This window comes from Limosilactobacillus mucosae, assembly GCF_046939755.1.
Taxonomy (GTDB): Bacteria; Bacillota; Bacilli; order Lactobacillales; family Lactobacillaceae; genus Limosilactobacillus; species Limosilactobacillus mucosae_A.
The window spans coordinates 74,922-101,196 of the sequence record NZ_JBKZAY010000002.1; the positions used below are offsets into that span (position 1 = coordinate 74,922).

The window sequence follows — 26,275 nt, forward strand, 5'->3', positions numbered from 1 at the left end:
AATAAGTTTTAGAGAGGAGTACGAGGTCCATGCTTAATCGCGTCGTATTAACCGGTCGTCTGACAAGAGATGCTGAATTGCGCTACACTCAAGGCGGCACATCAGTGGCCTCCTTCACGCTGGCCGTTGATCGTCAGTTTCGGAATGCTCAAGGTGAGCGTGATGCCGACTTTATCAACTGTGTTATCTGGCGAAAGCCAGCCGAAAATTTTGCCAACTTCACCCATAAAGGTGCCTTGGTAGGAATTGATGGTTCATTACGGACACGCAGCTACGAAAACAATCAAGGCCAACGCGTTTACGTAACAGAAGTGCAGGTTGATAACTTTGCATTGCTGGAACCGCGTCGTAATGGCGGTCAGCCATACAGTGGCGGTCGTTCTCAGTCAAACTTTGGCAATGGTCAAGGCAACTGGAACAACAATCAGTCACAGTATAATGGCGGCTATCAGCAAGGCTTTGACAACGGTCGTGCTTCTCAACCAATGGGGAATTCATCATTTGGCAATCAAGGCGGATTCAACAATCCCTTTGAAAATGCGCCAATGCCTGGTCAAGAAACGCCAGTGCACAATGATTTTCCATTCGGCAATGAAGATTCTCAGCCAGCTGCGCCATCAAACAATGATGTCGCTACGTTTGATCTAAACGACAGCGTTTTGCCAACCAATGGCCAGCCTGCCGCTGATTCAGATAATGCCAGTGCAGCACCAAAGTCAAATGATGCCAAGTCTGCTGACAGCACGGCTGAAGATGATTTGCCATTTTAATTTAAAACCAAATACATGATTTAAGGAGGGTAATTTCATGGCTCAACAACGTCGTGGCGGTCGTCGTCGTCGCAAGGTCGACTTTATCGCCGCTAACCACATTGAATACATTGACTACAAAGACACTGATTTGCTGAAGCGTTTCATCTCTGAACGGGGCAAGATTTTGCCACGTCGAGTAACGGGTACCAGCGCCAAGAACCAACGTCGTCTGACGGTCGCTATCAAGCGTGCACGGATCATGGGTCTGCTGCCATTCGTTGCTGAAGACTAATTCAGCTGATAATTTAAAACATGATGGCCAGTGTCATCATGTTTTTTTTTGCTTTTATTCAAATTAGTAGCCAAAAACGTGAACGGTGAGTTAAAGAGCCGATTGTGATAAGATAGGAATATCTAGATTGTCGTTATAGGAGAAAAATATGGGTAATTTCTTTCGACATAACAATTGGAATTTTTTAATTGAGAATCACGCAGTCCGCTGGAATTTCTGTTATCTGGCTTTGATGACGATTATCTGTCTGATGCTGGCTTTTAAAACCAGCTGGATTCTAGGAACGGTATTATTGGTAATTGCCTTTGTGGGCATCTGGATCAGTGCCCATCAGCTGCGTCGGCTGGTAGTTGATACTGAAGAATATATCAATAATCTAACCTACCAAGTTCAACGAGGTCAGCAAGAGGCGCTTTTAGAGATGCCGATTGGAATGGTGATGCTGAATCATCGCGGCATCGTCAGCTGGATCAATCCATATATGGCGCGCTATTTTCAGTTTGAGCATGTTGTTGGCAAGCCATTGACGCAGGCTGATGATGAGTTGGCCAAGTTGATTGATGAGCATCGTCATGATAAAGGACCGGTCGTTGTTTCATGGCGTGATCATCGATTTGAGTTTTTAGTACAGGACCGCTATCATGTCTGTTACCTACTGGATGTTACCAAATATGAACAGATCAGCGAGCGTTATCAGCATGAGCAGATTTTCCTGGGAAATATTTATTTGGATAACTATATTGAGCTGACTCAAGGAATGAATGATTCGGCAGTCTCCAACCTGCATAATTACGTTACTTCGGAATTGAGTCACTGGGCAAAAGACAACCATTTGCTGTTGCGAGTGATCAATGAAGACAACTATTTTGTAATCGGTCATTATCAATCGCTGGTTAAATTGGAAAAGCAAAAGTTTAAGATTTTAGACATCATTCGCGAAAACACCTCAAAGCAGAATTCGCCAGTAACGCTAAGCGTAGGGATCGCGTATGGTCAAAGCGACTTGATCAAACTAGCCGACATGGCGCAGCGCAACCTTGACCTGGCATTGGGACGCGGTGGCGATCAGGTCGTGGTCAGAGAAGAAGATCATCGGGCCCGCTTTTATGGTGGCCGTACCAATCCAATGGAAAAACGTACTCGAGTCAGAGCCCGGATGATCAGCCAGGCACTACAGGAATTGATGACCCAGGCCGATCAAGTTTTTGTAATAGGACATTCCAACCCAGATATGGATTCTTTAGGGGCCTGTCTGGGAATCAGAAGAATTGCTGAAATGAATGGTCACGAGTGTTGGATCGTTTTGGATAAGGAAAAGGTTCATAGCGATATTGCCCGTTTAATGATGGAAATCAATGACTATCAAAGTATTCGCGATCGGATCATTACCCCAGATGAAGCAATCAGCAAGGCAACCGACAGCAGTCTTTTGGTAATGGTCGATCATTCCAAGCCAAGCATGTCAATTTCGCCACAGCTTTATGAGCGGCTGGCGGACCGAACGATCATTATTGATCATCACCGCCGTGGCGAGGAATTCCCTGAAAATCCGCTTTTAGTCTACATTGAACCTTATGCCAGCTCGACTTGTGAACTGATTACGGAAATGTTTGAGTATCAGCCGCGGGAGAGCGAGTCGCTAAACAAGCTGGAAGCCACGGCAATGCTGACGGGAATTCAGATTGATACCAAGTCGTTTACACAGCAGGCTGGGACCCGAACGTTTGAGGCAGCCAGCTATCTGCGTTCAGCTGGGGCAGATGGTTTGATGATTCAATATTTCATGAAAGAAAATGTCCATAGTTTTATGGAAAGAAATCATCTGATTGCTACCGTTGAGTTTTTGAATAATGATAAAATGGCGTTATGTGCCGGTGAAGATGATCGTACCTATGATCCGGTCATTGTTGCTCAGGCTGCCGACACCCTGCTGCAGATGGATGGAGTCGATGCGTCATTTGTAATTGCCAAACGTGCTAACGACAAGATTGGCATCTCGGCTCGATCGATGGGTAACATCAACGTTCAGATTATTATGGAAAAAATGGGTGGCGGTGGTCACCTGGCTAATGCTGCAACTCAGATTGCCGGTAAAACCGTCAGTGAAGTAAAAGCTGAGCTGATTAAGCTGCTGACGACTGGTGATCAGTCAGCAGATGAAACAGAAAAGGAGTACTAAGTATGAAGGTTATCTTTATTAAAGACGTACGTGGCCGTGGCAAGCGCGGTGAGTTAAAAGAAGTCCCAGATGGCTACGCTCAAAACTACCTGATCAAGCGCGGCCTGGCCAAGGAGGCAACCAAAGCTGCTATGAGCGAATTAAAAGGACAGCAGCGGGCCGCTCAAAAGCACGAGGCTGAAGAACTTGCTGAAGCCAAGCGATTAAAGGAAGTACTGGAAAGCGAAGACACGGTTGTTGAACTGAGTGCCAAAGCGGGTACTGATGGCCGCATCTTTGGCTCGGTTTCTTCCAAACAGATTGCCAAGGCTTTGGAGGATCAATTTAACTTAAAGATCGATAAGCGCAAGATTGAATTGCCTGCACCAATTAAGGCAACTGGTTTTGTCCACGTGCCGATCAAACTGCATCATGATGTTGAAGCAACCATTGACGTGCATGTGGCTGCTAAATAAATGAAAGGCCGTCAATAAATGGACAATGCCAGTTTAAGTTCAACGCGTACCGCACCGCGTGATCTGGCCGCGGAAAAAGCCGTTTTAGGTGCGGCCTTTTTGTCGCATGGAGCGATTGAGGAGGCAATGGAATTCGTTTCCTCCAATGACTTTTATCAGCGCGCGCATCAGATTGTTTTTGCGGCGATGGTTAAGCTTAACGACCAAGAAAAGCCAATTGATGTCTTAACGATGCAAGCTGAGTTGGAAAGCGAACATCAATTGGATAACATTGGTGGTACTGAATATTTGGCGGAGCTGGCTGGCTCGGTGCCAACTGCGGCTAATGTTGGCTATTATGCCAAGATCGTTCATGATAAGGCAACGGCTAGACGTCTGATTGATGTGGCAACGGAAATCGTTCAAAAAAGCTATGATGGTCAAGAAAACGTCAATGAGCTGCTGGATGAAGCCGAAACCTCGATTCTGCGCGTTTCGGAATCCAGCAATCGGGCCGGATTTCAACGTATTGATACTGTCTTAAATGATTCGATCAATCATGTCTATGAGCTGTCCAAAAACGAAAGCGACGTTACGGGTCTGCCGACTGGTTATCCGCAATTAGATGAAATGACGACGGGTCTGCATGAAGATGAGCTGGTAATTATTGCCGCCCGTCCAGCCATGGGTAAGACTGCTTTTGCTCTTAACATTGCGCAAAACGTAGCAACCAGCTCCGATGCAACGGTGGCGATCTTCAGTCTGGAAATGGGTGCTGAATCGCTAGTCAACCGGATGCTTTGTGCACAGGGAAATATTAATGCTAATCATTTAAGAACCGGTCAGTTGAATCAAGATGAATGGAACAACTTCATGGTTGCCTCAAGTGTCTTGGCACAGGCAAACATCTACATTGACGATACGCCGGGCATCAAGGTTCCAGAAATTCGCGCCAAGTGTCGGCGGCTGGCTAAAGAAAACGGTAATCTGGGGCTGATTGTGATTGACTATCTGCAGCTGATTGAAGGGAGCAATCCGGAAAACCGGCAGCAGGAAGTCTCAGAAATCTCGCGGCAGCTAAAGAAGCTTGCCAAAGAGCTCAGTGTGCCGGTAATTGCTCTTTCGCAGCTCTCGCGTGGCGTTGAGCAACGTCAGGACAAGCGGCCGGTGCTTTCTGATATTCGTGAGTCAGGATCGATCGAACAGGATGCCGATATCGTCAGCTTTTTGTATCGGGCCGACTATTATGAACGCGAAGGCGCCGATGATGATGACGAAAAAGAAGAGAAGACCTTTAATGATCCCGATCAAAGTCTTAGCGAAGTCGAGATCATTATTGAAAAAAACCGGAGTGGCCCACGGGGAACCGTCAAGCTGCTCTTTAACAAAGCCTATAACAAGTTCGCGGCGGTTGACTATCAACACACCGAACCGGCTTAAACGACAAGCAGCAGTTGAGTGATCAGCAGCTGCTTGTTTGTTGTCTTGCAACAAATTCGCACTAAAATTAAGAGAGGATTATTGAGAAGGAAAGGAGCAGATAAATGAAAAAAACAGGTTTTAAACTGCAGTGGCTGCTTTTAGGATCGTTTTTGGGGAGCATCGGTAATAGCTTTGTCTGGCCATTGACAACGATCTATATTCACGATCAGCTGCATCAGTCGCTGACCGTTTCAGGGGTCGTACTGCTTTTTTATTCTGGCGCCAATGTTGTGGGTAGCTACATCGCGGGACTATTGTTTGACCGGAAAAATCCGCGTCATTTAATGATCGGCGGCCTGATTTTGGCGATGATTTCGATGGCAGTCTTGATCTTTAGCAATGGCTGGCCAATCTATCCGGTAATGTTGACGATCATCGGCTTTTTTAATGGTTGGATCATTACGATGGTCAACTCATTTGGCACTCGTGTCCGCAGTCATGACGGTCGCTTTGTCTTCAATATGCTGTATTTTGCCAACAACTTGGGCATGGTTTTGGGAACTACGATTGTCGGACCGCTTTATCAATTGGCACATAACAGCGTGTCGCCTTTGTTTGCCATTACGGTGATTATGTATGCCTTTTTCCTCTTGGTCGTAATTATGTTTTTCCAGATCACGCCGATCAAGCCGCGTCAGCATCACACGGTCGACGTCGATTTTGGCCCGCATCAAGGCAAGATGCCAGCGGCCAATGCGCAGATTATCTGGACGCTCTTTGTTTCATTTGCCATCATCTGGATCATGTATGGGCAATGGTCAAGCAACATGTCGGTTTATATGACGGATATGGGGATTTCAATGACGCTGTACAGTATGCTGTGGACGATCAATGGGATTTTGATCGTTTTGTTCCAGGCAATCATCAGCTGGCTGACTAAAAAAATTACCAACGACTATTACTTTGTCTATTTTGGTATTATGACGTGCGGTTTGTCGTTTATCCTGCTCCTGTTTGCCAAAAGCTATGGGATGTTTGTGTTGGCGATGGTTGTCCTGACTTTAGGCGAGGCAACCGCCTTTCCAACGATTCCCGCAATTATCAATCTTTTGTCACCAGTTGACGATAAAGGAAAGTATCAAGGAATGCTGAATGCCTTTGCTTCGACCGGCAAGGCGATTGGACCGTTGTTTGGCGGTTTGATTATTGAAAGATTTTCGTATCGGCCATTATTTATTATCTGTGCGGTTTCAATTTTGGCAGTAGAGGCTGTAGTCATTGCGGTGGTGATGGCTCGCCAGCATGCTGCCGAACAGTTCTGATAATTCAGGGTGAGATTATGTTTTACAATAACTTTGATCAGATTTCCGGTGAGGATCGCTGGGGGATGGTCGGCAAGATTGGCGATCCCTTTCGCGAAGACCGGAGTTTAAAGATTGCCTGCAGCAAGTGTCATCAAAAGCCGTTGGTGATTGCCGAACGCAATTGGGAAGCGACTAATTCAGATCATTCACAGCGCTATCAGATCGTGGTGGCCTGCGTTAACTGTGGCTTTGTGGATGAGTTTGAAGTCAACGCCGGCCAGGAAAATAAAATCAGTCGGCTTAAGCACGCTAAAGTTATCCCAACCGCGGCTGATTTAGCAGACTAAACAAAAAGATCGCGTCAGTTAAAACGCGATCTTTTTTAATAGCTTGTTTGAATTTAAGTAATAAAAAAGCCATCGACCAAGAGCCGATGGCGACATGATGGGCAGTCAGGGGATCGAACCCTGGACCCACGGATTAAGAGTCCGTTGCTCTGCCAGCTGAGCTAACTGCCCATGTCCTTAACAACGAATATTATAATATCAGATATATAATATTAATGCAATACTTTTCCCGAGAAAAAGCTGAAAAAAGTTGCAATCAACGAAAAATCAAATTAAAATGAACGTTTATGGCAAAAACAAAAGCGATTGACCAAATGATCAATCGCTTTGTAAACCTCTGATGGGCAGTCAGGGGATCGAACCCTGGACCCACGGATTAAGAGTCCGTTGCTCTGCCAGCTGAGCTAACTGCCCAAAATGTTAAGTGCTGTTGAACATCAACAACAGTTATATATATTAAATGCTTTGAGGTAATTTGTCAACGGTTTTAGCAAAAAAAAATAACAGTTTTAAAAGCACTTCTTCAATTATGCTATAATAGAACCGCAATTTATGGTAAAAAATAACCTCTGCGAATCGATAAAATTAAAGTTTGAGCGTAAATCAATAACTCCATGGAGGAATAATCAATGGCGAAAAAGATATTGGTAGTTGATGACGAAAAACCGATTTCGGATATTATTAAGTTTAACTTGGAAAAAGAAGGCTATGAAGTCGTAGTTGCCTATGATGGCGAGGAAGCCTTGGAAAAAGTTGAAAGCGAGCAGCCGGATCTGATCGTTTTGGATTTGATGCTGCCTAAAATCGATGGCTTGGAAGTGGCCAAACGCGTCCGGGCCAAGCATACAACGCCGATTATCATGGTAACGGCGAAGGACTCTGAGCTGGATAAGGTATTAGGTTTGGAGCTGGGGGCCGATGACTATGTTACCAAGCCATTTTCCAATCGTGAACTGGTAGCGCGAGTTAAAGCCAACCTGCGCCGTCAAGAAGCCGCCGCGGCACCAGCAGCTGAAGCCCAGAATGCCGATATTCAGGTTGGTGATTTGACGATTCATCCTGATGCCTACACGGTCACCAAGCGCGGAGAAAATATCAATCTGACGCACCGTGAGTTTGAACTGCTGTATTATTTGGCACAGCACATCGGTCAGGTTATCAATCGTGAGCATTTGTTGCAGACGGTTTGGGGTTATGATTATTTTGGCGATGTGCGGACGGTTGACGTAACGGTTCGGCGCTTGCGCGAAAAAATCGAGGATAATCCAAGTCATCCGCAATGGCTGATTACTCGTCGTGGGGTCGGCTACTATCTGGCCAACCCAAGCCAAAACTAAAAAGGTTCGTTAGTTTTGAACAGCAAAATCAAATTTTATCAAACTATTCATTTTAAAATCGCCCTAGTGTTTGCTTTAATGCTGATGCTGACCTTAGAAGTCGTTGGGGCGGTTTTTGTGCGTCAGTTAGAGCAGGAAAACCTCAATACCTTCAAGCAGCAGATCGAGTTGCCGACCTATGTTGACAGCTCATTGGCCAAACAGCTGAGCCGCACCAACGAAAAGGCTGCTAACCGGCAGATTAAGCAGATTCTCTCTGAAGTCAAGAACAACAACATCTCTGAGATTCGCGTGGTTGATGCCAAGGGGATCGTACGTGGTACCAGCAATGCCGGCAATCAAGACGTTATTGGACAAAGAACAACTGATGAAGCGGTTAAGAATACGCTGCTCAATAATCGTTCCCATACTGAAAATATTTATGACAATTCCAGTCATAACCGCTACTACGTTAACGTTATTCCGTTAGTTGGCGCGGCAACCAATAATGTCGTGGGCGCCGTTTATCTGCGGGCCAACTTGGAGAGCGTTTATGACAGCGTCAATGGTATTTCATTGATTTATCTTTCCGCGGCCTTGATTACCGTGGTGCTTGGGCTTGGGCTGGCGGTCTTGATTTCGCGTGAGATTACGCGGCCAATTGAAGAAATGCGCAAACAGGCATTAAGAATCGCGCGGGGCGACTATTCTGGTCAGGTCAAAGTTATGGGAAACGATGAGCTGGGGCAGTTGGCGGGGGCGGTCAACAACCTGTCCGTCCGCGTTGAAGAGGCTCAAGAGTCAACTGATTCTGAGCGGCGGCGTTTGGACAGCGTCTTGTCACATATGAGCGATGGGGTGCTGGCAACCAATCGACGCGGCAACGTTACGATTATCAACAATATGGCCCTGCAGATGCTGGATATTGATTCAGAAGATGACGTCTTGGGCAAGTCGATTTTGGATGTCTTAGACGTACGGCGCGACTATACGGTACGTCAGCTGATCGACAATTCTCAGCAGCAGACGTTGTTTGATTTAAACGTTGATGGCAATGACATGATCTTGAGCGCCTATTTTTCGCCAATTCAGCGCGAATCAGGCTTTGTCTCTGGTTTAGTATGTGTCTTGCATGACGTTACCAGCCAGCAAAAAGAAGAACGTGAGCGCAAGGAGTTCGTCTCCAACGTCTCACATGAGCTGCGGACGCCATTGACCAGCGTTAAGAGCTACGTTGAGGCGTTAAGCGATGGCGCTTGGAAAGATCCTGAGATTGCACCCCAGTTTTTGAAGGTTGTGCAGGATGAGACCGAGCGCATGATTCGGATGATCAATGATCTGTTAAGTCTGTCACGGATGGATTCGGGAACGGCCAAACTGAATCTGGAATATGTAAACATCAACGAGCTGTTCAGTTATATTCTGGATCGTTTTGATATGATCATCAAAAAAGAAGAGGATCCTCAAAAGAAGCGTTATACGATTGAGCGGCACTTTACGCGCAAGGATCTTTGGGTTGAGATCGATCCGGATAAGTTTACGCAGGTTGTGGACAACATTATGAACAATGCCGTTAAATATTCGCCGGATGGTGGCGTGATTACAGCGCGTCTGCTGGAAACGCATAACCATGTGATCTTAAGTATCAGCGATCAAGGGCTGGGGATTCCAAGAAAGGATCTGAGCCACATTTTCGATCGTTTCTTCCGGGTTGACAAGGCCCGCAGCCGCAAGCAAGGCGGGAGCGGGCTTGGCCTGGCGATCTCAAAGGAAGTCGTTAACATGCTGGGCGGTCAGATCTGGGTCGACAGTGTGGAAGGTAAGGGATCAACATTTTATATCTCACTGCCTTATGTACCTTATGATGATGAAGGAGATGACTGGGATTAATGGCCAAAATCAAAGAAAACTGGCTGAGCATTCTATTGGCTGTGGTCGTCATTCTCAGTATGATCTTTTCGGCTTTGCTGTGGACGAACTCGCTTGGCTATGAACGAGTTGCCAATAACGATTCGGAAAAAGGATCATCGCAGCAGACGGCCCTGCAGTCGGTCGGTGATATCTATCTGCCAACGCAGGTGATCCTAACCAATTCTGATGAGTCGCAAAAGCTTTTATATGGACAAAAAAAGAATCTGGTACTGACTCTGCGCGAGGAGATGCAAAAATGGCAGCTGGCCGGTTTCCGCCGCGTTGCTCGCAATGATTCTTCAGATTATCTAAACTATCTGCGCAATGATGATTCAATCATGTTGTCTTATCCAGATGCCATGGCAACTGGGATCTTTAATCAGACATTTTCACAGTCGATCGATACCGAAAAAATTTCGCATATCAATCATATTGTGATACCGCTTAAGGGTCGTGACGTGGTCTATCTGCTTGATGATGATGATTTTACGGTCTATCGATTGAATATTACGCAAAATGCCAACCGATCTAAAATCAAAAAGCTGGTACAAAAATCGGGACAACGGATCGACGTTGATCACAAAATCGTTGATAATCAGCCAATCGTGACCTATCCACATGCCATTAAGCTGCCGGTGTTTGCCTACCAGCTGTCAACGCAGAATATCGACAATCTGACGCAGAATCTGCTGCGGTCGACTAATGCTGCGGCGTTTACCGTTAAGAAAAAGGGCAATGATACGACCTATATGGATGGGGCCAGCAAGCGGCTTGACTATCATCGCGATACGCATACGGTCAGTTTTAACAACTACCTGGGCAAGGATAGCACCTATCAGGGAGCCAGCCTGTATCGTCATCTATATAAACGCTTGACGGCTACTGGGACGACGCTTGATTGGATGCGCTTTGATTCGGTCAGCGAAAAAAAGCAGACCATCGTTTTCCGCAGCTATGTAGAAGGCTTCCCAATCTTTAATGAACATGGCTATGGTGCGGTTAAACTGCAGGCCAATGCAGATGGCGTCGAACGCTGTCAGTTGTCATTGTTTGGGTTGGGCGTGCCGTTGCCGATCAAGAAAGCGCAAGTCAAGCTGCCGCCTTCTTCAGTTGTCTATAATGAGCTGCGGCAGGCTGACAAGGATAAGGATGTTACTGGCTTAAGAATCGGCTATCGCTGGGATGATCAGAATGCAGGCAGAGTCGTTAAACTGGAGCCAACCTACTATGTCTACTATCATGGCAAGTGGGTTGCCTACCAGACGCTGATCGACGATAAATAGGAGGACGCAGCATGAATTTTAAACGAATTCAATGGATCTTCGTGATTGCCTTTGCGATCTTTGATATCGTCTTAGCCAGCTATTTTTTAATCGGCACTCATTTTACGGCGATGGTCAAGCAGCAGAGTCAACAGCAGCTGATCTTAAAGGAAATGCATAATGATGAGATCAGTTTTGCTGAACTTTCAACCAAGCAGCCGATGGGATATTATATTTCCGCCAACCGGGCCAACAATCAGCTGACCAGCTCGGCCGCTAAGCTTGACGATCAGACAGTGCGCCTGAATAATGGAACCTTAATCAGTGAACTGAACGTGCCGTTTAAAGTCAGCATGCTGCATCCGGAACGGCAGCTGAACGACTATATTAAAAATTCGCATCACGTTTTATATGGATCGCGCTATTTCTACAATAAAGCCCTGTCCAGTTCCAACACGATCGTCTATACCCAGATGATGGAAGGACGTCCGGTGTTTGGCGGTGAGGGGCAGCTGCGCTTTAAGGTCAGCAAGAATCATAAAGTCTATGCCTATACACAAACTTATCTGAACGCCATTCAAGTCTTAAGGCCACGCACAGTCACGATCAGTCAGCAGGAAGCCGTGACTTGGCTGTATAAGCATAACTATATTCCCAACAACTCAAAGATTCGCTGGGCAAAACTTGGCTATACCAAAACCTTACTGACTAAGGATCAAGCAGTCTATGTGCCAACCTGGTATGTTGAGATCAAGACTAAAAATTCTGATGACGTCCAACGCCTCAGGGTCAATGCATTCAACAGTACACTGATGCGCGATACGCCAGAAGAAATCGATACGACGCAGCTGAATCAATAACCAAAAGAAGGAAAAACAGCAGTGACAAATTCGAATGACAAGCTTTATTACAGCATTTTAGCCAGTGGCAGCTCAGGTAATGCTACCTATCTAGAGACCGCTCATCATCGAATTCTGATTGACGCGGGGCTTAGCGGCAAGCGTTTGGAAGAGCGAATGCAGGCGATTGGCCGCTCACTTAAAGACGTTGAGGCGCTGTTCGTAACGCACGAGCACAGCGATCACGTTCAGGGCGTCGGCGTTTTGGCACGGCGCTATGGTATGGATGTTTATGCCAATGCTAAGACCTGGCAGGCAATGGCCAAAAAAGTGGGCGAGATTCCGCTGGCTCAGAAAAATATTATTGAGCCCGGCAAAGTGAAGGATTTTGGTGATCTGGAAGTCGAAAGCTTTGCCGTTTCGCATGATGCTGCCTGTCCTCAGTTTTATCAGATGCATCATGATAATCAGACTTTCTGTATTTTGACAGATACGGGCTATGTTTCGCAGCGCGTAGCTAAAACGATTGAAAATGCTGATGCCTACTTGATGGAGTGCAACCATGATACTGAAATGCTTAGAATGGGACCATATTCCTGGCCGCTCAAGCAGCGGATTCTAAGCGATGAAGGTCATCTTTCCAATGAGGAGAGTGCCCAGGCGCTTTTGGATGTAATCGGCACTAACACAAAACAGGTCTTTTTGGGTCACCGCAGTCAGCACAACAATATCCGCTCGTTGGCTCATCTAACGGTTGCCACGATTTTAGAGCAGCATGATCTGGGTGTGGATCAGGACTTTGACTTAAAGGATGCCGAGCCTGACCAGCCAAGTGAACTGTTGGCTTTGTAAATATTTCAACTAATATTCATACTTTTTTGTTATACTGAAAAAAAACAAAGGAAGTATTAGATTATGGCAGGCAAGCGGTTAATCGTCAAAGTTGCAGGGGTAGGACTTTTAGCGGGCCTGGTTGGTGGCGGTGTTTCGTATGGCGTGGGTAATGCAATCGTCACTCATCAGCAAAACGAAGCTACCAAAGTGCCATCTGGATCAAACAAATCCGGGGGCACTAAGATCAATAAAAATGAAGACACCAAGAGCAATCAGTCAACTGAGGCCTATAACGCAGTCAAAGGGGCCGTGGTCAGCGTCATTAACAAGCAGACCAGCTCCTCTGATGACAATGATATTTTGTCGATATTTGGTGCAGATTCAGATTCATCAAGCTCCAATTCCAGTTCGCTGCAGACGGCTAGTGAAGGTTCAGGGGTAATCTATAAGAAGTCAGGCAATACTGCCTATATCGTTACCAATAATCATGTGGTTTCTGGAGCCAGCGCGCTGCAGGTAATCATGAGCAACGGCAAGAAGGTCCAAGCTGAACTGGTTGGTACGGACTCAACGACTGATCTGGCCGTTTTGAAGATCAGTGCTGCTAATGTAACAACGGTTGCCAAGTTCGGCAATTCCAACTCGATCAAGGCTGGTCAAGACGTCTTGGCAATTGGCTCGCCAATGGGCAGTGAATATGCCAATACGGTTACGAAAGGGATCATTTCGGCACCAAAACGAACGATCAGCGCCAGCTCAAGCAACTCAGGTACCAATACCACGGTTATCCAAACCGACGCGGCGATCAATGCCGGTAATTCAGGTGGTCCGCTAATCAACATGGCTGGTCAGGTCATCGGCATCAACTCAATGAAGCTAGCCAGCGACAGTCAAGGGACCAGCGTAGAAGGAATGGGCTTCTCGATTCCAAGCAATGAGGTCGTGCGGGTTATTAATCAATTGGTAGCCAATGGCAAGATTACGCGACCATCGCTTGGCATTGAGATGATCGATCTAAGCAACGTGGATGGTCAGGATCAGCAAGACATCCTGAAACTGCCAAAGAGCATTACTAAAGGGGTCGTGGTTATGAAGACTCAGAGCGGCTCGGCAGCTGATCAGGCGGGAATTCAAAAGTATGACGTAATCACCAAGATCAACAATAAAAAAGTCAATGATGGCGGTGATCTGAAGACTCAGCTCTACAAGTACAAGGTTGGCGACACGATTAAGCTGACGCTGTATCGGCAAGGCAAGCAGCAGACGGTATCGGTTAAGCTGACTCAATCTGCCAGCGCCGACAGCAGCAGCTCATCAGACAACCAGTAGCGTAAAAACGTGTTCTTAATGATTAATTGATTGTTAAGATCACGTTTTTTATTTGACGAATTATCCACAATTTCTGTGGATAAATGTTCCAAAAATAGTGGATAACTATAAAATGGTCATTTTCAACGCCACGTTTCGTGTAAAAGATGGTGGCTTGGAAAATAAGAATCAAATTCATTAATATCGGTACTTTTAGTTATCCACAAGTAAAGATTGCAGAATTGTGGAAAACCCTTTATCATATTTATTGATGATTGATAAATGCTGTTATATCAATGGATTTGACGGTTAAATACAAACGGCTGTTTTGGTTTTAAGCTGTGGATAACCAACCGTGGTTAGTTGGGAGCTAAATTGGTGTAATTACCGAACGATTGATTAAAAGGAGTTTTAAATGAACATTAAGATAATTGGGGTTGGCAAATTAAAGGAAAAATATTTTAAGGCTGGAATTGCCGAATATGCCAAGCGTCTGGGGCGATACTGCAAGTTTGAGATCGTGGAGGTTCCGGATGAAAAAGCACCCGAATCGCTGAGTCAAGCCGAGATGGATGAAGTCATGCTCAAGGAAGGTCAACGCATCCTAAGCAAGATTAAGGATCGCGAGTATGTTTTTGCCTTGGCAATTAACGGCAAAGAACGCAGCTCGGAAGAATTTGCCCAGACGCTTAATCAGCTGGCAACTTATGGTCATAGCGACATTACGTTTGTGATTGGCGGTTCTTTGGGGTTGAGTCCGGCTGTCTTAAAACGGGCCAACGAGCAGATCTCCTTCGGACGCTTTACGCTGCCTCACCAATTGATGCGGCTGGTTTTAACCGAACAGATCTATCGAGCATTTACGATTATCAATGGTCTTCCCTATCATAAATAAAGGTGCGCTGAATTATGAAGTATTCTCATCGTTTAAGTGATGCCGTGCATATTCTGACCTACCTGGAGATCTATCATGGGCAAAAAATCAGTAGTCAGGATCTAGCAGCCAGTGTGGATGCCAATCCCAGTCTGATTCGCAGTCTGATTGCCAAAATGGTCAAGGCCGGCATTCTCAAGCCAAAGTCAGCCGCGCCGGCACCACAGCTGAGTCGTCCGGCGACTGAAATTACGCTGTTGGATGTCTATTACGCGGTCGAAGAAAATCACCATCTGCTGCATGTTGATGAACAGACCAATCAGCAGTGTCCAGTTGGCAAAAACATTCAGCCAGTATTAGGCAAGGCTTATGATCAGATTCAAGCGGCTGCAGAAGCTATGATGAAGCAGATTACGCTGCAGGCAGTCATTGACGAGGTGGCTGATCGAATCAAATAAAAAGACGCTCAATTGCTGAGCGTCTTTTTTAGAAAGGGCGGAAATCAGTTCGCTAGGTTATGATGAGCTGCTCTTGATCTGATTTGGCAGTGATTGAACTTAATGCGGTACCTTAAGCATGAACCAGTTATGCAGCAGGTAATGATGACCGGCCGTCAGATCATACTGAACCATTCGATAGTCGTCAAACAACCGCATCTGCTTTAAAGAAAGCGTCGTCTGCAGGCCATCTTGATCAACGTATTCAACGGCCGTGCTGTGCGGACGATTGCTGTGACTGTGAACGTTGGTGTCCAACGTAATGGCCGGCAGCTTTTCATGAACCTGCGTCAAGAGTGCGTAATATGGCGAAACCTTCAGATCCATCTGCGCCATTGCCATTGGGATAAACTCGTTGGGGCTGACGATTTTGGTTTTGTCAACGCGGCTGTGATTGAATTTTTGAGCGGCAGGATTGCTGTAGATAAAGTAGTCGGTTTCATGCATGACCAGACCATGTTTAGCCATCGAAACGCCATTATAGATGCCAGGCAAATGATCGCCATACCAGACAACGGTGGTCGGCTGGTTGCTTTGATCTAAACGGCTGATGAATTTTTTGAGTGCCTCGTCAGTATAGTGGATGCCCTGCGTGTAGGTCTCAATCTGCTGCTGAGCCTGAGGAGTTCGATAGGCCGTTCCACTGACCTTGTAGTTATTGTGATGATAAAAATTGTCATATGGCATGTGATTTTGCATGGTAGCTAATTGAATAAATTGATTGCCATGATGATTTTTAAGGTTTAACAATACTTGCTGATAAGCTGACCAGTCATCAATACGAGGACTGTTATCAATCTTATGCGTATAGGAAAGGCGGCTGCCGCCATCAAGGTGATAGAAACGGTTGAAGCCGAATTTGCGATAGACTTTTACGCGACTGTATAGATTGGCGGTAAACGGATGAATCCCGTCACTATAAGAAAACAGTTGATTGATGGCCACGGCGCGTTTTTGATAGGGGACCAGCTGTGAATATGGCGTTGGCATGGTTGGCGAGAAGTTGACGATTGAAAGTCCGGTCAAGGCTTGATATTCCATATTGGCCGTCCCACCACCATAACCAGTGCTGATCATCAAGCCGCTGGTCGTGCGATGCTTGAGCTGATCCAAGTAGGGCAGCGGGTTGCCGCTGACTTTTAGATCTGGCACGCGTCGTGGATCGGCAAAACTTTCGCTGAGGATAAAGACGAGCCGCTGATTGCCAACGGTGGCATGGGTTCGTTGCCGATTGATGATTTTAGCTTGCTTACGATATTTTTGACCGATTTTTTCCATGCGATCTTTTGAATATCCCTTTGGCTTGTCCATTACGCGGACGTCTACGTTATTGGCAAACTGCAGGAGCGTGCCGTTAACCTTGGCACCACGCAGCTGCGCGTAAAAATAAGGCGTGTCGTTGATTTTTTCAGCCCAGCGATAGGTTGGTGAATTGGTGTGGTTGATAAAAGCAAAGCCGCTTAAATAAAGAATAGCAGCCGCGCCGATCAGATAGCGCCACTGGATCTTAAGGCGGCATTTTCGACCATGGCGAATTTCAATTGCCACTGCAAAGCCAAGCAGGATGATGATGACAATGCCCGCGGCCAGCAGAATCGTTGGCTCGACCATGCCCAGCATTTCTTTAGGTGCAGTCAGCGTAGCCAGATCGGTTGGCAGAATTGGCTCAGCCCGTGCCTGAATCTTAAGCAGCGAGGCCGTCAGCCAGCCACCATAGATGATGATCGTTAAAGCACTGCTAAGATACCAACGATTGGTTAGCGCCATCATAATCCCAGCCAGGGCCATCATGATCATTACATTGGCCCAGACGATGGCATTATGATCTGTGATGATCCACTGCAGCATGTTGAGCTGCCAGTTCCACAGGTAGCCAAACGACCAGATTGTCATTCCCCAGATAACAACGGTCGTCAATAAAATTGGCCAGTATTTGGCAAAGGCGTTCTTTAAAACATCCCAGCAAACGGCTAAATCAAGCTTAAGCTGCCAGTCAAAGCGGACCGTCCACTGACTGAGCAAAACCGCCAGCCCCCAGCTGATTGCCCAGCTTGCTGCAATTACAATCAGTAGATGCCAGCGCGGCTGATATTTTAAGAACGGCACGAACAATTTAGGAATGGCCAGCAGATTAAGCATCAAACCGCCCAAAATGCCATAAAAACCGCTTAACGATCGTGACGGCAACAGCTTAACCAGCGTGATGATGACTAGGATTGCCATTGCCAGATAGACGTTTTGAAAGGCATTGATGGCAACTTGATAGTGAGTGGTCAAAAGCAGACCATCATGCGGATTATAGGTCAGTTGGTTGATATTAAACCAGGCAGCCAGAGACATTGCCAAAAAGACCAGCAGATCGCTAATTATCAGCCAGCCAGTCTTTAATAACTGCAGCAGTGCCTGATCGCTGTTCAGCCAATCACCCATGGCAAAAAGATAGGCAAACCATAAAAAGCTGCTGCCGCCTGCCAGTCCTAAGACCCCCACGGCATGGTTGAGATTGAGCAGCCAAATCGTTAGCGTCAAGATAATTAAAATGCGCCGGCGCTGTTTGATCGTGAATTGATGTAGCCATTTTTTCAGTCGGGGAGCGAAAAGCAGCAGTGCCAAATAGGCTAACCAGGTCACAAAGATATTTTGGACGACATAGCGCTCAGCAGAAGGGACGCTTTCCAAAACGGCCGGCTGCGTAAGGTGATTGGCCAAGCCAAACAAGATCAGGCCGGTTCCCGCTGATAGAATCACGGCGGTTTGCCGATGCGGAATCTTGATGTTAAAAGCTCCCAGCATCATTGGCAGAATCAACACGCTCAAAGCGGCCGCGTTTTTAATCAGCCATAAAAACAAAAAAGACTGGCCAGCAGCATGAGAGAGCATTTGGCGAGCGGTAGTGCTGACTGCGGTTGTTATGAGCAAAAGGACCGTCAGCCAAAGGATGCTGAACCAGTTAATGGTTAATTTTTTTAACTTCAATTTGAGTCTCCCTAATATTTGCAAGTATCCACATATAATATCGAAACGGATTAGGCAGCAAAAATCAATCGACAAAGCCCTAACAAGTGTCTTGCTGAAGTATGTAAAACGTTTAATGTTTCTATATAACAAATGAAATAGCGATTAGGGATGCATAATGGATAGCTGACTGCGAGTCCTTCTGTCAATGATGGCAAAAACATAAAAAGTCCTGCAAAACTTCATGAGCCTTGCAGGACTTTTCTTAATCTTTCAATAGTTCTTTGGCAGCTTTGATCTGAGCCTCAACTTGGGTAAAACCGGTACCGCCGGCTGAATTCCGACGTTCAACGGCTACTTTGGGCTGCAGCACGTGATAAACGTCTTCAGTGATCAGAGGACTGATCTTTTGATATTCCGCCAAGCTGATATCGCTAAGATTCTTGCCGGTCTTTAATCCCTTTAAGACCAGCTCGCCAACGATTTCATGAGCCTGTCTGAATGGAAGGCCTTTGCTGGCCAGATAGTCCGCCAGCTCAGTAGCATTTGAAAAATCATTGTGGACAGCATGCTCCATCTTAGCTTGGTTGACCTTCAACGTTTCAACCATGCCGGCCATAATCTTGAGACTAGGGATGATGGTTTTAACGGCATCAAAAACGCCTTCCTTATCCTCCTGCATGTCTTTATTGTATGCGAGCGGCAGGCCCTTCATGGTAGTCAAAAGTCCCATCAAGTCGCCATAGATCCGGCCAGTCTTGCCCCGAATCAGTTCGGCCGTATCGGGATTTTTCTTTTGCGGCATGATTGAGCTGCCCGTGGAGTAGGCATCGGAAAGCTCAATATAGCCGAATTCATAGCTGCACCAGTAGATCAATTCCTCGCACATCCGCGACAGGTGCATCATCAAAATGCTGGCGCTGCTGAGAAATTCCAAGACAAAGTCACGATCAGATACCGCGTCCAGCGAGTTGTGATAAATATCTGAGAAACCAAGGTACTTCGCACTCAATTGACGGTCGATTGGAAAGGTCGTTCCCGCCAAAGCCGCCGCGCCCAACGGAGAGACGTCGGTATGCTGCATGTTGAATTGGAATCGTTCAGCGTCACGCTGCAGCATCTGGAAATATGCCATCAGATAATGACCATATGAGATCGGCTGGGCATGCTGCATGTGAGTATAGCCCGGCATGATGGTTTCAACATTGTCGCTGGCCTTGTCAACCAGGACCTGCTGCAGCTGCTTGATGGCCGTAATTACTTGAGGCAGCCGCTCTTTGACGTACAGATGCAGATCGGTGGCAACCTGGTCGTTTCGACTCCGCCCAGTGTGCAGCTTGCCGGCTACCGGACCGATTTCTGCCGTCAAGAGTGCCTCAATGTTCATATGAATGTCTTCATTTTCAATATTGAAAGACAGTTTGCCTTGCTTCAGCTTTTCAGCAAGCGTCTCCAGTCCTTTGATGATGGCATCGGCGTCGGCAGCGTCAAGGATCTTGGTTGCCTTAAGCATCTTGACATGGGCCAATGATCCTTGAATGTCTTCTTGGGCCATCTCTTGGTCAAAGGTGATTGAAGCCCCGAATTTATTTACCAAATCGGAGCCAGACTCTTCAAACCGTCCACCCCACATCCGCTTAATCGGCACTGATGGTTTCCCCCTTTACGCTAGGTTCAGATTGGTTCTTGGCAGCATTGGCCTGCACTTGAGCATAGACCTTGTCAGGCAGTTCCCAAAGCTTGATGAAGCCACCAGCAGCTTCCTGATCAAATTCATCGGCAGAGGTGTAGGTAGCCAGATTCTTGTCGTATAAGGAATTAGGTGACTTCCGACCTTCACAGACAACGTTGCCTTTAAACAACTTGACCCGAACCGTGCCGTTGACGTCTTTTTGCGTTTCTTTAATGAATGCTTGAATGGCTTTCATTAATGGCGAGTACCACAGACCATTGTAAATCAGGTTGGCCATCTTCAGTTCAACGACCGGCTTGAAGTGAGCTGCTTCACGTTCCAGAGTCAGGTCTTCCAGATCTTTGTGCGCCTTCAAAAGAACCGTAGCTGCAGGACATTCGTAGATTTCACGCGACTTGATACCGACCAGCCGATTTTCAACGTGATCGATCCGGCCAATTCCGTGCTTGCCGGCAATCTTGTCGAGCTTCATGATCAGTTCGGCCAGTGGCATGGCTTCACCGTTAAGGGCAACCGGCTTGCCGTGTGCGAATTGAATCTCCATGATTTCTGGCGTGTCCGGCGTTTTTTCAATTGGGTTGGTCCGGTCATAGGCGTCTTCTGGAGCGCTGGCCCATGGATCTTCAAGAATCCCACATTCATTGGCACGGCCCCACAGGTTTTCGTCAATCGAGTAGGGGCTTTCCATGGTGATTGGAACGGGAATGCCATTCTTCTTGGCGTAGTCGATTTCTTCTTCCCGTGACCAGTGCCAGTCACGAATTGGGTCTTCAATCTTCATGTCGGGAGCCAGTGCATGGATGCCGGCTTCAAAGCGAACCTGATCATTGCCTTTCCCAGTGCAGCCATGGGCGATGGCGGTAGCACCGTATTCCTTGGCAACGGCAACGAGCTTTTGAACAATCAGAGGTCGGGAAAGAGCAGAAACCAGGGGATATTCTTGTTCGTACATGGCATTACTTTGCAGAGCGGGCAGGACAAAGTTTTCCGCAAAGTCTTCTTTGGCATCGATAACGACGGATGCATAGGCGCCGACTTGACTTCCTTTGGCCTTGATGGCTTCCAGGTCCTTGCCTTCACCAACGTCAATACAGCATGCAATTACGTCGTAGCCTTTGTTCTTAAGCCAGGCAATAGCGACTGAGGTATCCAGGCCGCCAGAATAAGCTAAAACGATTTTTTCCTTTTCTTGTTTCATAAGTTCTTCCTCCGATATTTCTGTTTCTGATTGCTCTTAATTTATAATTGATTTATAAATTGTCATTAAATATACAGAAAAACGAATAAAAAGTCAACAATCCTTTATATTTTTTTAGTTTTATGCAAAAGATAAACAAAGCAGATTATCGAATGCCTACTTGCGCTAAACGTTTGCGTAACGGTATTTCATGTTATTGACAGATAAAGTGAGAAAATGATTAAAATTTTTTATCCATTTTTCTATGCACGAAGATGGCCGTCATCAGTCAGTTTGCCCAGTCATTGATTCAACATTTTTTAAAAGCGGTGCCAAAACTAAGCATATAAAGGGAAGAGAACTTTTTAATTTGATAAAAAATATTTCACAAATGTGTTATTTTACACTTGTGTTATAGCACAAACGTGATATAATAAAAAACGTAAAGGAAGTGAGCATGGTGCGAATCGACATCAAGCATTATTTGGACGTGAATCACTTGACGATCTATCAAGTGTCCAAGCGATCCGGCTACGGCTACACGACCTTGCACAAATCGTTCAACAAGGAGCAGACCAGTGCCACGCCGCTTAATCTGCGCGACTTGGATGCTTTGGCGCGAGCACAGCACCGCAAAATGTGGGAAGTGCTAAAAGAGCTGGAAGAGCATTACTTAGAGCGATAATCGCATAGTGTAGCAGTAGGAGGTCGAGTGTAACAGCATTGGGCCTTTTATTGACCACTGATTTAGCGAACTACAATTGAATATCAACAATAGGGGGAATAGCTTATGGCACAAATTCCAGTAGATCCATTCGATGACATGAATGACATTTTTAACCAGATGATGGGCGGCTTGAATGGTTTTAATACCGAAAATCGCCGCTATCTGATCAATGGACGTGAAGTGACCCCAGAAGAGTACGCTCAGTATCGAAGAACCGGTAAGCTGCCGCAAGCAGATGCCAAGCAGCCAACTGCGAAGGCACCTAAAAAAGGCGGCATGCTGGCAAAGCTGGGGCGCAATTTAACAGAAGAAGCCAAGGCTGGCAAATTGGATCCAGTCATTGGTCGTAACAAAGAAATTCAAGAAACCGCGGAAATCCTCAGTCGCCGAATCAAGAACAATCCAGTTTTGGTTGGTGATGCCGGGGTTGGTAAGACGGCGGTCGTTGAAGGTTTGGCCCAAGCCATCGTTAACGGCGATGTCCCAGCCGCAATTAAAAACAAGCAGATCATCAGCATCGATATTTCCAGTCTGGAAGCCGGAACGCAATACCGAGGCAGCTTTGAGGAAAATATGCAAAAGCTGGTTGATGAAGTCAAAAAAGCTGGCAACGTGATCCTGTTCTTTGACGAGATTCATCAGATTATTGGTGCCGGCAGCTCTGGCGATGGCAATGGCTCAAAAGGGATGTCTGACATTTTGAAGCCGGCCCTGTCCAGAGGCGAGATTACGATTATTGGTGCCACGACGCAGGACGAATACCGCAACACGATCATGAAGGATGCAGCCTTGTCGCGGCGGTTCAATCCAGTGGTCGTTAACGCGCCAAGCAAGGAAGATACGTTTAAGATCCTGCAGGGGATTCGTGGTCTGTATGAAAAGCATCACAACGTCACGCTGCCGGATAATGTCTTAAAGGCTGCGATTGACTATTCGGTTCAATACATTCCACAGCGCAGCTTGCCAGACAAGGCCATTGACCTGGTCGACATGACGGCCGCACACCTGGCAGCTAAGCACCCAGTCAAGGATGCCAAAGAGATTGAAGCCGAGATCAAGCGGATTGAAAAAGAACAAAACGAAGCTGCTGAAAAAGAAGACTATCAAAAGGCTCAGCAGTGCAAGGATAAGATTGCCGATCTGAAAAAGGAATTGGCAGATCACTCGGCTTCTGAAAAAGTTACGGCAACGCCTAGTGATGTTGCTGATTCGGTTGAACGGCTGACTGGCATTCCGGTTTCCAAGATGGGCGCCAGTGATATTGAACGGCTTAAAGGCCTGGCTGGTCGACTCAAGAGCAAGGTCATCGGTCAAGATGAGGCCGTTGATGCCGTTGCCCGTGCAATTCGGCGGAACCGGGCCGGCTTTGATGAAGGCAATCGTCCCATCGGCAGCTTCCTGTTCGTTGGACCAACCGGGGTCGGGAAGACTGAACTGGCTAAGCAATTGGCTTTGGATATGTTCGGCAACAAAGACGACATTATTCGACTCGACATGTCCGAATACTCTGATCGGACGGCCGTTTCCAAGCTGATTGGGACTACGGCCGGCTACGTTGGCTATGATGACAACAGCAATACGCTGACGGAAAAGGTTCGTCGTCATCCTTACTCAATCGTGCTGCTTGATGAAATTGAAAAGGCTGATCCGCAAGTCATTACGCTGCTTTTGCAAGTGCTGGATGATGGGCGGCTGACGGATGGTCAAGGCAATACGGTTGACTTTAAGAACACGATCATTATTGCCACTTCCAATGCCGGCTATTCCAGTGATGCCATGATCAAGGCGGCTGACAATAATGAAGAAAGCCTAACCAAGCGGCTGGAGCCATACTTCCGTCCTGAATTCCTCAATCGATTTAACGCCATTGTCGAATTCCACCACCTGACGAAAGAGGATCTCAAGCAAATCGTTGACCTGATGCTTAAAGACGTCAACAAGACCCTGGCTAAGAAAGGCATGGACGTTGCAGTCAGCGAGGAAGCCAAGAACTTCTTGATTGACCAAGGCTATGATGAGGCAATGGGGGCTCGTCCATTACGGCGGGTCGTTGAACAGCAGATTCGCGACCAGGTTACCGACTACTATCTGGATCACCTGGACGTTAAGCATCTGCGCGCCGACATGCAGGATGGCAAGCTGGTTATTAGCGAAAACAAAGACTATCAAGCACCAAAAGCTGAATAAGCAAAAAAGAGCTGGTAAAAAGCCAGCTCTTTTTTTAATGGCGTCGATTCAAATAGATTGCCAAAATGACAATCAGCGCCAAAACGATAATCGCCAGTCGTGGATTGGCCTTGAACAGTTCGTGAAACAGATGGTACTGGCCGATTCCCAATGGCAGTGAGTTAAACATAGTCGTTCATTCCTTTTTAACAATAGTTATCATATTTCGAAAAATTATAGCGCAATTAAGTTGTTGGTTCGAATCAAAAGGTGCGTTAGAATAAAAAAAGCAAGCGAAAGGAAGGTAGAACAATGCTTTTAACGACGTGGCAGATTATCAAGTTGATTATTTGGGGAATTATCTTAATCAACGAAATTGCCGCGCTTTATACGGTATTTCGTGAAAAGCGCGATATTGCCGCGACCTGGGCATGGCTGCTGGTTTTAACCCTAATCCCGGTGCTGGGCTTTATTCTATATGCATTTTTAGGACGCAAACTGCCCCAGGACAAGATGGAACGGATTCAGTCGCAAACGGAACTGGAACTGAGCGCGGCCTTAGAAGAACAGAAAAAACAGTTTTTGGATATGCCACGGCCTAAAAAACAGACCATGCGCATGTATCGACGGACGATCATGCTGTTTCAAAGCATCGACAACGCGTTTTTGACTCGGCATAATCAGGTTGATATCTATACGGATGGGCAAAGGCTGTTTCAAAAGATGTTTGATGATCTAGCTAATGCCCAAAAAAGCATCCATATTGAGTTTTACACGATCTATAACGACCAGATCGGCAATCAGCTGCGCACACTGTTGGAGCAGAAGGCAGCAGAAGGCGTTGAGGTCCGAGTTTTATATGACTCGTGGGGCTCAATGGGTGTCAAGCGCAGTTTTTATGATGCTTTAAGACAAAATGGCGGTCTGGCTGAGCCTTTCTTGATGACACACAGTAACTTGTTTGATTTTCGACTGAATTATCGTGATCACCGAAAAATCGTCACCATTGATGGCAAGATTGGTTACGTGGGCGGCTTTAACGTCGGTGACCAGTACTTGGGAAGACTGCCTAAGTTTGGTTATTGGCGTGATACGCATCTGCGCGTGATCGGCGGGGGCGTCTACTCATTGCAGCAGCGATTTATTCGTGACTGGAACGCTTCTCAGCGCCACATGCAGGATAAGATCATCCACTATCGGCCATATTTCCCACCGATTACGGTTAAGCAGGGCAACACCGCTTTGCAGATCGTTGCCAATGGCCCAGAATCGCCATTGGAAAAAATCAAGCTTGGCTATCTGCGGCTGATCAACGCGGCGCAGGATCATATCTGGATTCAAACGCCTTATCTGATTCCTGACGACAGTGTCTTGGATGCTTTGCGGATTGCCATTCATTCTGGCGTTGATGTTCGCATCATGATTCCATGCAAACCGGACCATCCCTTCGTCTACCGGGCAACGCAGTACTATGCTCATCAGCTGGCTAACGAAGGGGCAACCATCTACTTTTATCAAAATGGCTTCCTGCATGCCAAAACCATGGTCGTGGATGGCAAGATGGCCTCAGTTGGGTCGGCCAACCTCGATTTTCGCAGCTTCAAGCTCAACTTTGAAATCAATGCCTTTATGTATGATCACCGCATAACGGATCAACTGGAACAGATCTTTGTCAATGATATTCGCGACTGTAAGGTAATGACGCCGGAAATGTTCGCGACTCAACCAGTATGGCTGCGCTTTAAGCAGACGTTCTCGCGCCTGTTCTCACCGATTCTGTAATGCTGGATGACCGAATAATAAAAAACACGATGACCAAGGATTGGCCACCGTGTTTTTTATTTCAACGGGTTAGGACGTCAGTTGGACTGACATATCAAAAAAGTTATCATTGAGGCGATTAAAAACCACCAAGTATGGAGTAGAGAGATTTGAATTTGAGATAAAAGATGACTTTATTGGGATGGAAGTCCTAACCTTAACTTA

21 protein-coding genes, 2 tRNA genes and 1 pseudogene are annotated in these 26,275 nt (G+C 46.5%); 18 read left to right on the forward strand and 6 right to left on the reverse strand.

Annotated elements, in window-relative coordinates:
• Window positions 1-29: 29 nt before the first annotated feature.
• The 7 genes and pseudogenes from ssb to ACLUWI_RS01315 all read left to right on the forward strand — a co-directional run.
• Window positions 30-668 (forward strand): annotated as a pseudogene (ssb, locus tag ACLUWI_RS01285) (single-stranded DNA-binding protein); the annotation flags it as partial.
• Window positions 669-807: 139 nt separating this feature from the next.
• Window positions 808-1,044, forward strand: a complete 237-nt coding sequence (gene rpsR / locus ACLUWI_RS01290; RefSeq protein WP_006500881.1) for a 30S ribosomal protein S18 — start codon at window positions 808-810, stop codon at window positions 1,042-1,044.
• Between the two features lie 148 nt (window positions 1,045-1,192).
• Window positions 1,193-3,223 carry a DHH family phosphoesterase gene (locus ACLUWI_RS01295; protein WP_412145837.1) on the forward strand — a complete coding sequence of 677 codons (2,031 nt, stop codon included), beginning with the start codon at window positions 1,193-1,195 and terminating at the stop codon, window positions 3,221-3,223.
• Window positions 3,224-3,225: 2 nt separating this feature from the next.
• Window positions 3,226-3,678 (forward strand): 50S ribosomal protein L9, encoded by a 453-nt coding sequence (gene rplI, locus ACLUWI_RS01300; RefSeq protein ID WP_006500883.1) that lies wholly within the window; start codon window positions 3,226-3,228, stop codon window positions 3,676-3,678.
• A gap of 18 nt (window positions 3,679-3,696) precedes the next feature.
• Window positions 3,697-5,097, forward strand: a complete 1,401-nt coding sequence (dnaB, locus tag ACLUWI_RS01305; protein WP_412145838.1) for a replicative DNA helicase — start codon at window positions 3,697-3,699, stop codon at window positions 5,095-5,097.
• Window positions 5,098-5,201: 104 nt separating this feature from the next.
• Window positions 5,202-6,401, forward strand: coding sequence for an MDR family MFS transporter (locus ACLUWI_RS01310; protein ID WP_412145839.1), 1,200 nt, complete (start codon window positions 5,202-5,204; stop codon window positions 6,399-6,401).
• Between the two features lie 17 nt (window positions 6,402-6,418).
• Window positions 6,419-6,730 carry a hypothetical protein gene (locus ACLUWI_RS01315; RefSeq protein ID WP_412145840.1) on the forward strand — a complete coding sequence of 104 codons (312 nt, stop codon included), beginning with the start codon at window positions 6,419-6,421 and terminating at the stop codon, window positions 6,728-6,730.
• A 98-nt stretch (window positions 6,731-6,828) separates the two neighbouring features.
• Here ACLUWI_RS01315 and ACLUWI_RS01320 read toward each other — a convergent pair.
• A tRNA-Lys gene (locus ACLUWI_RS01320) sits at window positions 6,829-6,901 on the reverse strand.
• 170 nt (window positions 6,902-7,071) lie between these two features.
• Window positions 7,072-7,144, reverse strand: a tRNA-Lys gene (locus ACLUWI_RS01325).
• Between the two features lie 215 nt (window positions 7,145-7,359).
• Here ACLUWI_RS01325 and yycF point away from each other — a divergent pair.
• The 8 genes from yycF to ACLUWI_RS01365 all read left to right on the forward strand — a co-directional run bounded on the left by yycF (window position 7,360) and on the right by ACLUWI_RS01365 (window position 15,532).
• Complete coding sequence (gene yycF, locus ACLUWI_RS01330; protein WP_006500887.1) at window positions 7,360-8,067, forward strand: response regulator YycF; 708 nt, start codon at window positions 7,360-7,362, stop codon at window positions 8,065-8,067.
• Between the two features lie 15 nt (window positions 8,068-8,082).
• Window positions 8,083-9,936, forward strand: a complete 1,854-nt coding sequence (gene walK / locus ACLUWI_RS01335; RefSeq protein ID WP_412145841.1) for a cell wall metabolism sensor histidine kinase WalK — start codon at window positions 8,083-8,085, stop codon at window positions 9,934-9,936.
• Complete coding sequence (locus tag ACLUWI_RS01340) at window positions 9,936-11,240, forward strand: YycH family regulatory protein (protein WP_412145842.1); 1,305 nt, start codon at window positions 9,936-9,938, stop codon at window positions 11,238-11,240. The genes walK and ACLUWI_RS01340 overlap by 1 nt, the downstream gene beginning before the upstream one ends.
• An 11-nt stretch (window positions 11,241-11,251) precedes the next feature.
• Window positions 11,252-12,079: a two-component system regulatory protein YycI gene (locus tag ACLUWI_RS01345; RefSeq protein ID WP_412145843.1), complete on the forward strand. Its 828-nt coding sequence runs from the start codon at window positions 11,252-11,254 to the stop codon at window positions 12,077-12,079.
• 21 nt (window positions 12,080-12,100) lie between these two features.
• Complete coding sequence (locus tag ACLUWI_RS01350; RefSeq protein ID WP_412145844.1) at window positions 12,101-12,910, forward strand: MBL fold metallo-hydrolase; 810 nt, start codon at window positions 12,101-12,103, stop codon at window positions 12,908-12,910.
• Window positions 12,911-12,973: 63 nt separating this feature from the next.
• Window positions 12,974-14,221 carry a S1C family serine protease gene (locus ACLUWI_RS01355; protein ID WP_412145845.1) on the forward strand — a complete coding sequence of 416 codons (1,248 nt, stop codon included), beginning with the start codon at window positions 12,974-12,976 and terminating at the stop codon, window positions 14,219-14,221.
• A 394-nt stretch (window positions 14,222-14,615) separates the two neighbouring features.
• Window positions 14,616-15,095, forward strand: a complete 480-nt coding sequence (rlmH, locus tag ACLUWI_RS01360; RefSeq protein WP_412145846.1) for a 23S rRNA (pseudouridine(1915)-N(3))-methyltransferase RlmH — start codon at window positions 14,616-14,618, stop codon at window positions 15,093-15,095.
• 14 nt (window positions 15,096-15,109) lie between these two features.
• Entirely contained in the window at window positions 15,110-15,532 is a 423-nt protein-coding gene (locus ACLUWI_RS01365) for an Rrf2 family transcriptional regulator (RefSeq protein ID WP_412145847.1), read from the forward strand.
• A gap of 99 nt (window positions 15,533-15,631) precedes the next feature.
• Here the strand turns inward: ACLUWI_RS01365 and ACLUWI_RS01370 are convergent, their stop codons facing one another.
• The 3 genes from ACLUWI_RS01370 to ACLUWI_RS01380 all read right to left on the reverse strand — a co-directional run bounded on the left by ACLUWI_RS01370 (window position 15,632) and on the right by ACLUWI_RS01380 (window position 21,417).
• Entirely contained in the window at window positions 15,632-18,547 is a 2,916-nt protein-coding gene (locus ACLUWI_RS01370) for an LTA synthase family protein (protein WP_412145848.1), read from the reverse strand.
• Between the two features lie 244 nt (window positions 18,548-18,791).
• On the reverse strand, window positions 18,792-20,174 hold the full coding sequence (gene argH / locus ACLUWI_RS01375) for an argininosuccinate lyase (protein WP_412145849.1): 1,383 nt from the start codon (window positions 20,172-20,174) through the stop codon (window positions 18,792-18,794).
• Window positions 20,164-21,417, reverse strand: a complete 1,254-nt coding sequence (locus ACLUWI_RS01380) for an argininosuccinate synthase (RefSeq protein WP_006500899.1) — start codon at window positions 21,415-21,417, stop codon at window positions 20,164-20,166. The genes argH and ACLUWI_RS01380 overlap by 11 nt, the downstream gene beginning before the upstream one ends.
• A gap of 439 nt (window positions 21,418-21,856) precedes the next feature.
• Between ACLUWI_RS01380 and ACLUWI_RS01385 the strand changes: the two genes are divergently transcribed.
• On the forward strand, window positions 21,857-22,081 hold the full coding sequence (locus tag ACLUWI_RS01385; RefSeq protein ID WP_033934622.1) for a hypothetical protein: 225 nt from the start codon (window positions 21,857-21,859) through the stop codon (window positions 22,079-22,081).
• A 105-nt stretch (window positions 22,082-22,186) separates the two neighbouring features.
• A complete protein-coding gene (locus tag ACLUWI_RS01390) occupies window positions 22,187-24,310 on the forward strand; it encodes an ATP-dependent Clp protease ATP-binding subunit (RefSeq protein WP_412145850.1) in 2,124 nt (707 codons plus the stop codon).
• A gap of 34 nt (window positions 24,311-24,344) precedes the next feature.
• Here ACLUWI_RS01390 and ACLUWI_RS01395 read toward each other — a convergent pair whose 3' ends face one another.
• A complete protein-coding gene (locus ACLUWI_RS01395; RefSeq protein WP_412145851.1) occupies window positions 24,345-24,479 on the reverse strand; it encodes a hypothetical protein in 135 nt (44 codons plus the stop codon).
• Window positions 24,480-24,601: 122 nt separating this feature from the next.
• Here ACLUWI_RS01395 and cls point away from each other — a divergent pair, with 122 nt between their 5' ends.
• Entirely contained in the window at window positions 24,602-26,071 is a 1,470-nt protein-coding gene (gene cls / locus ACLUWI_RS01400; RefSeq protein ID WP_412145852.1) for a cardiolipin synthase, read from the forward strand.
• Window positions 26,072-26,275 lie beyond the last annotated feature (204 nt).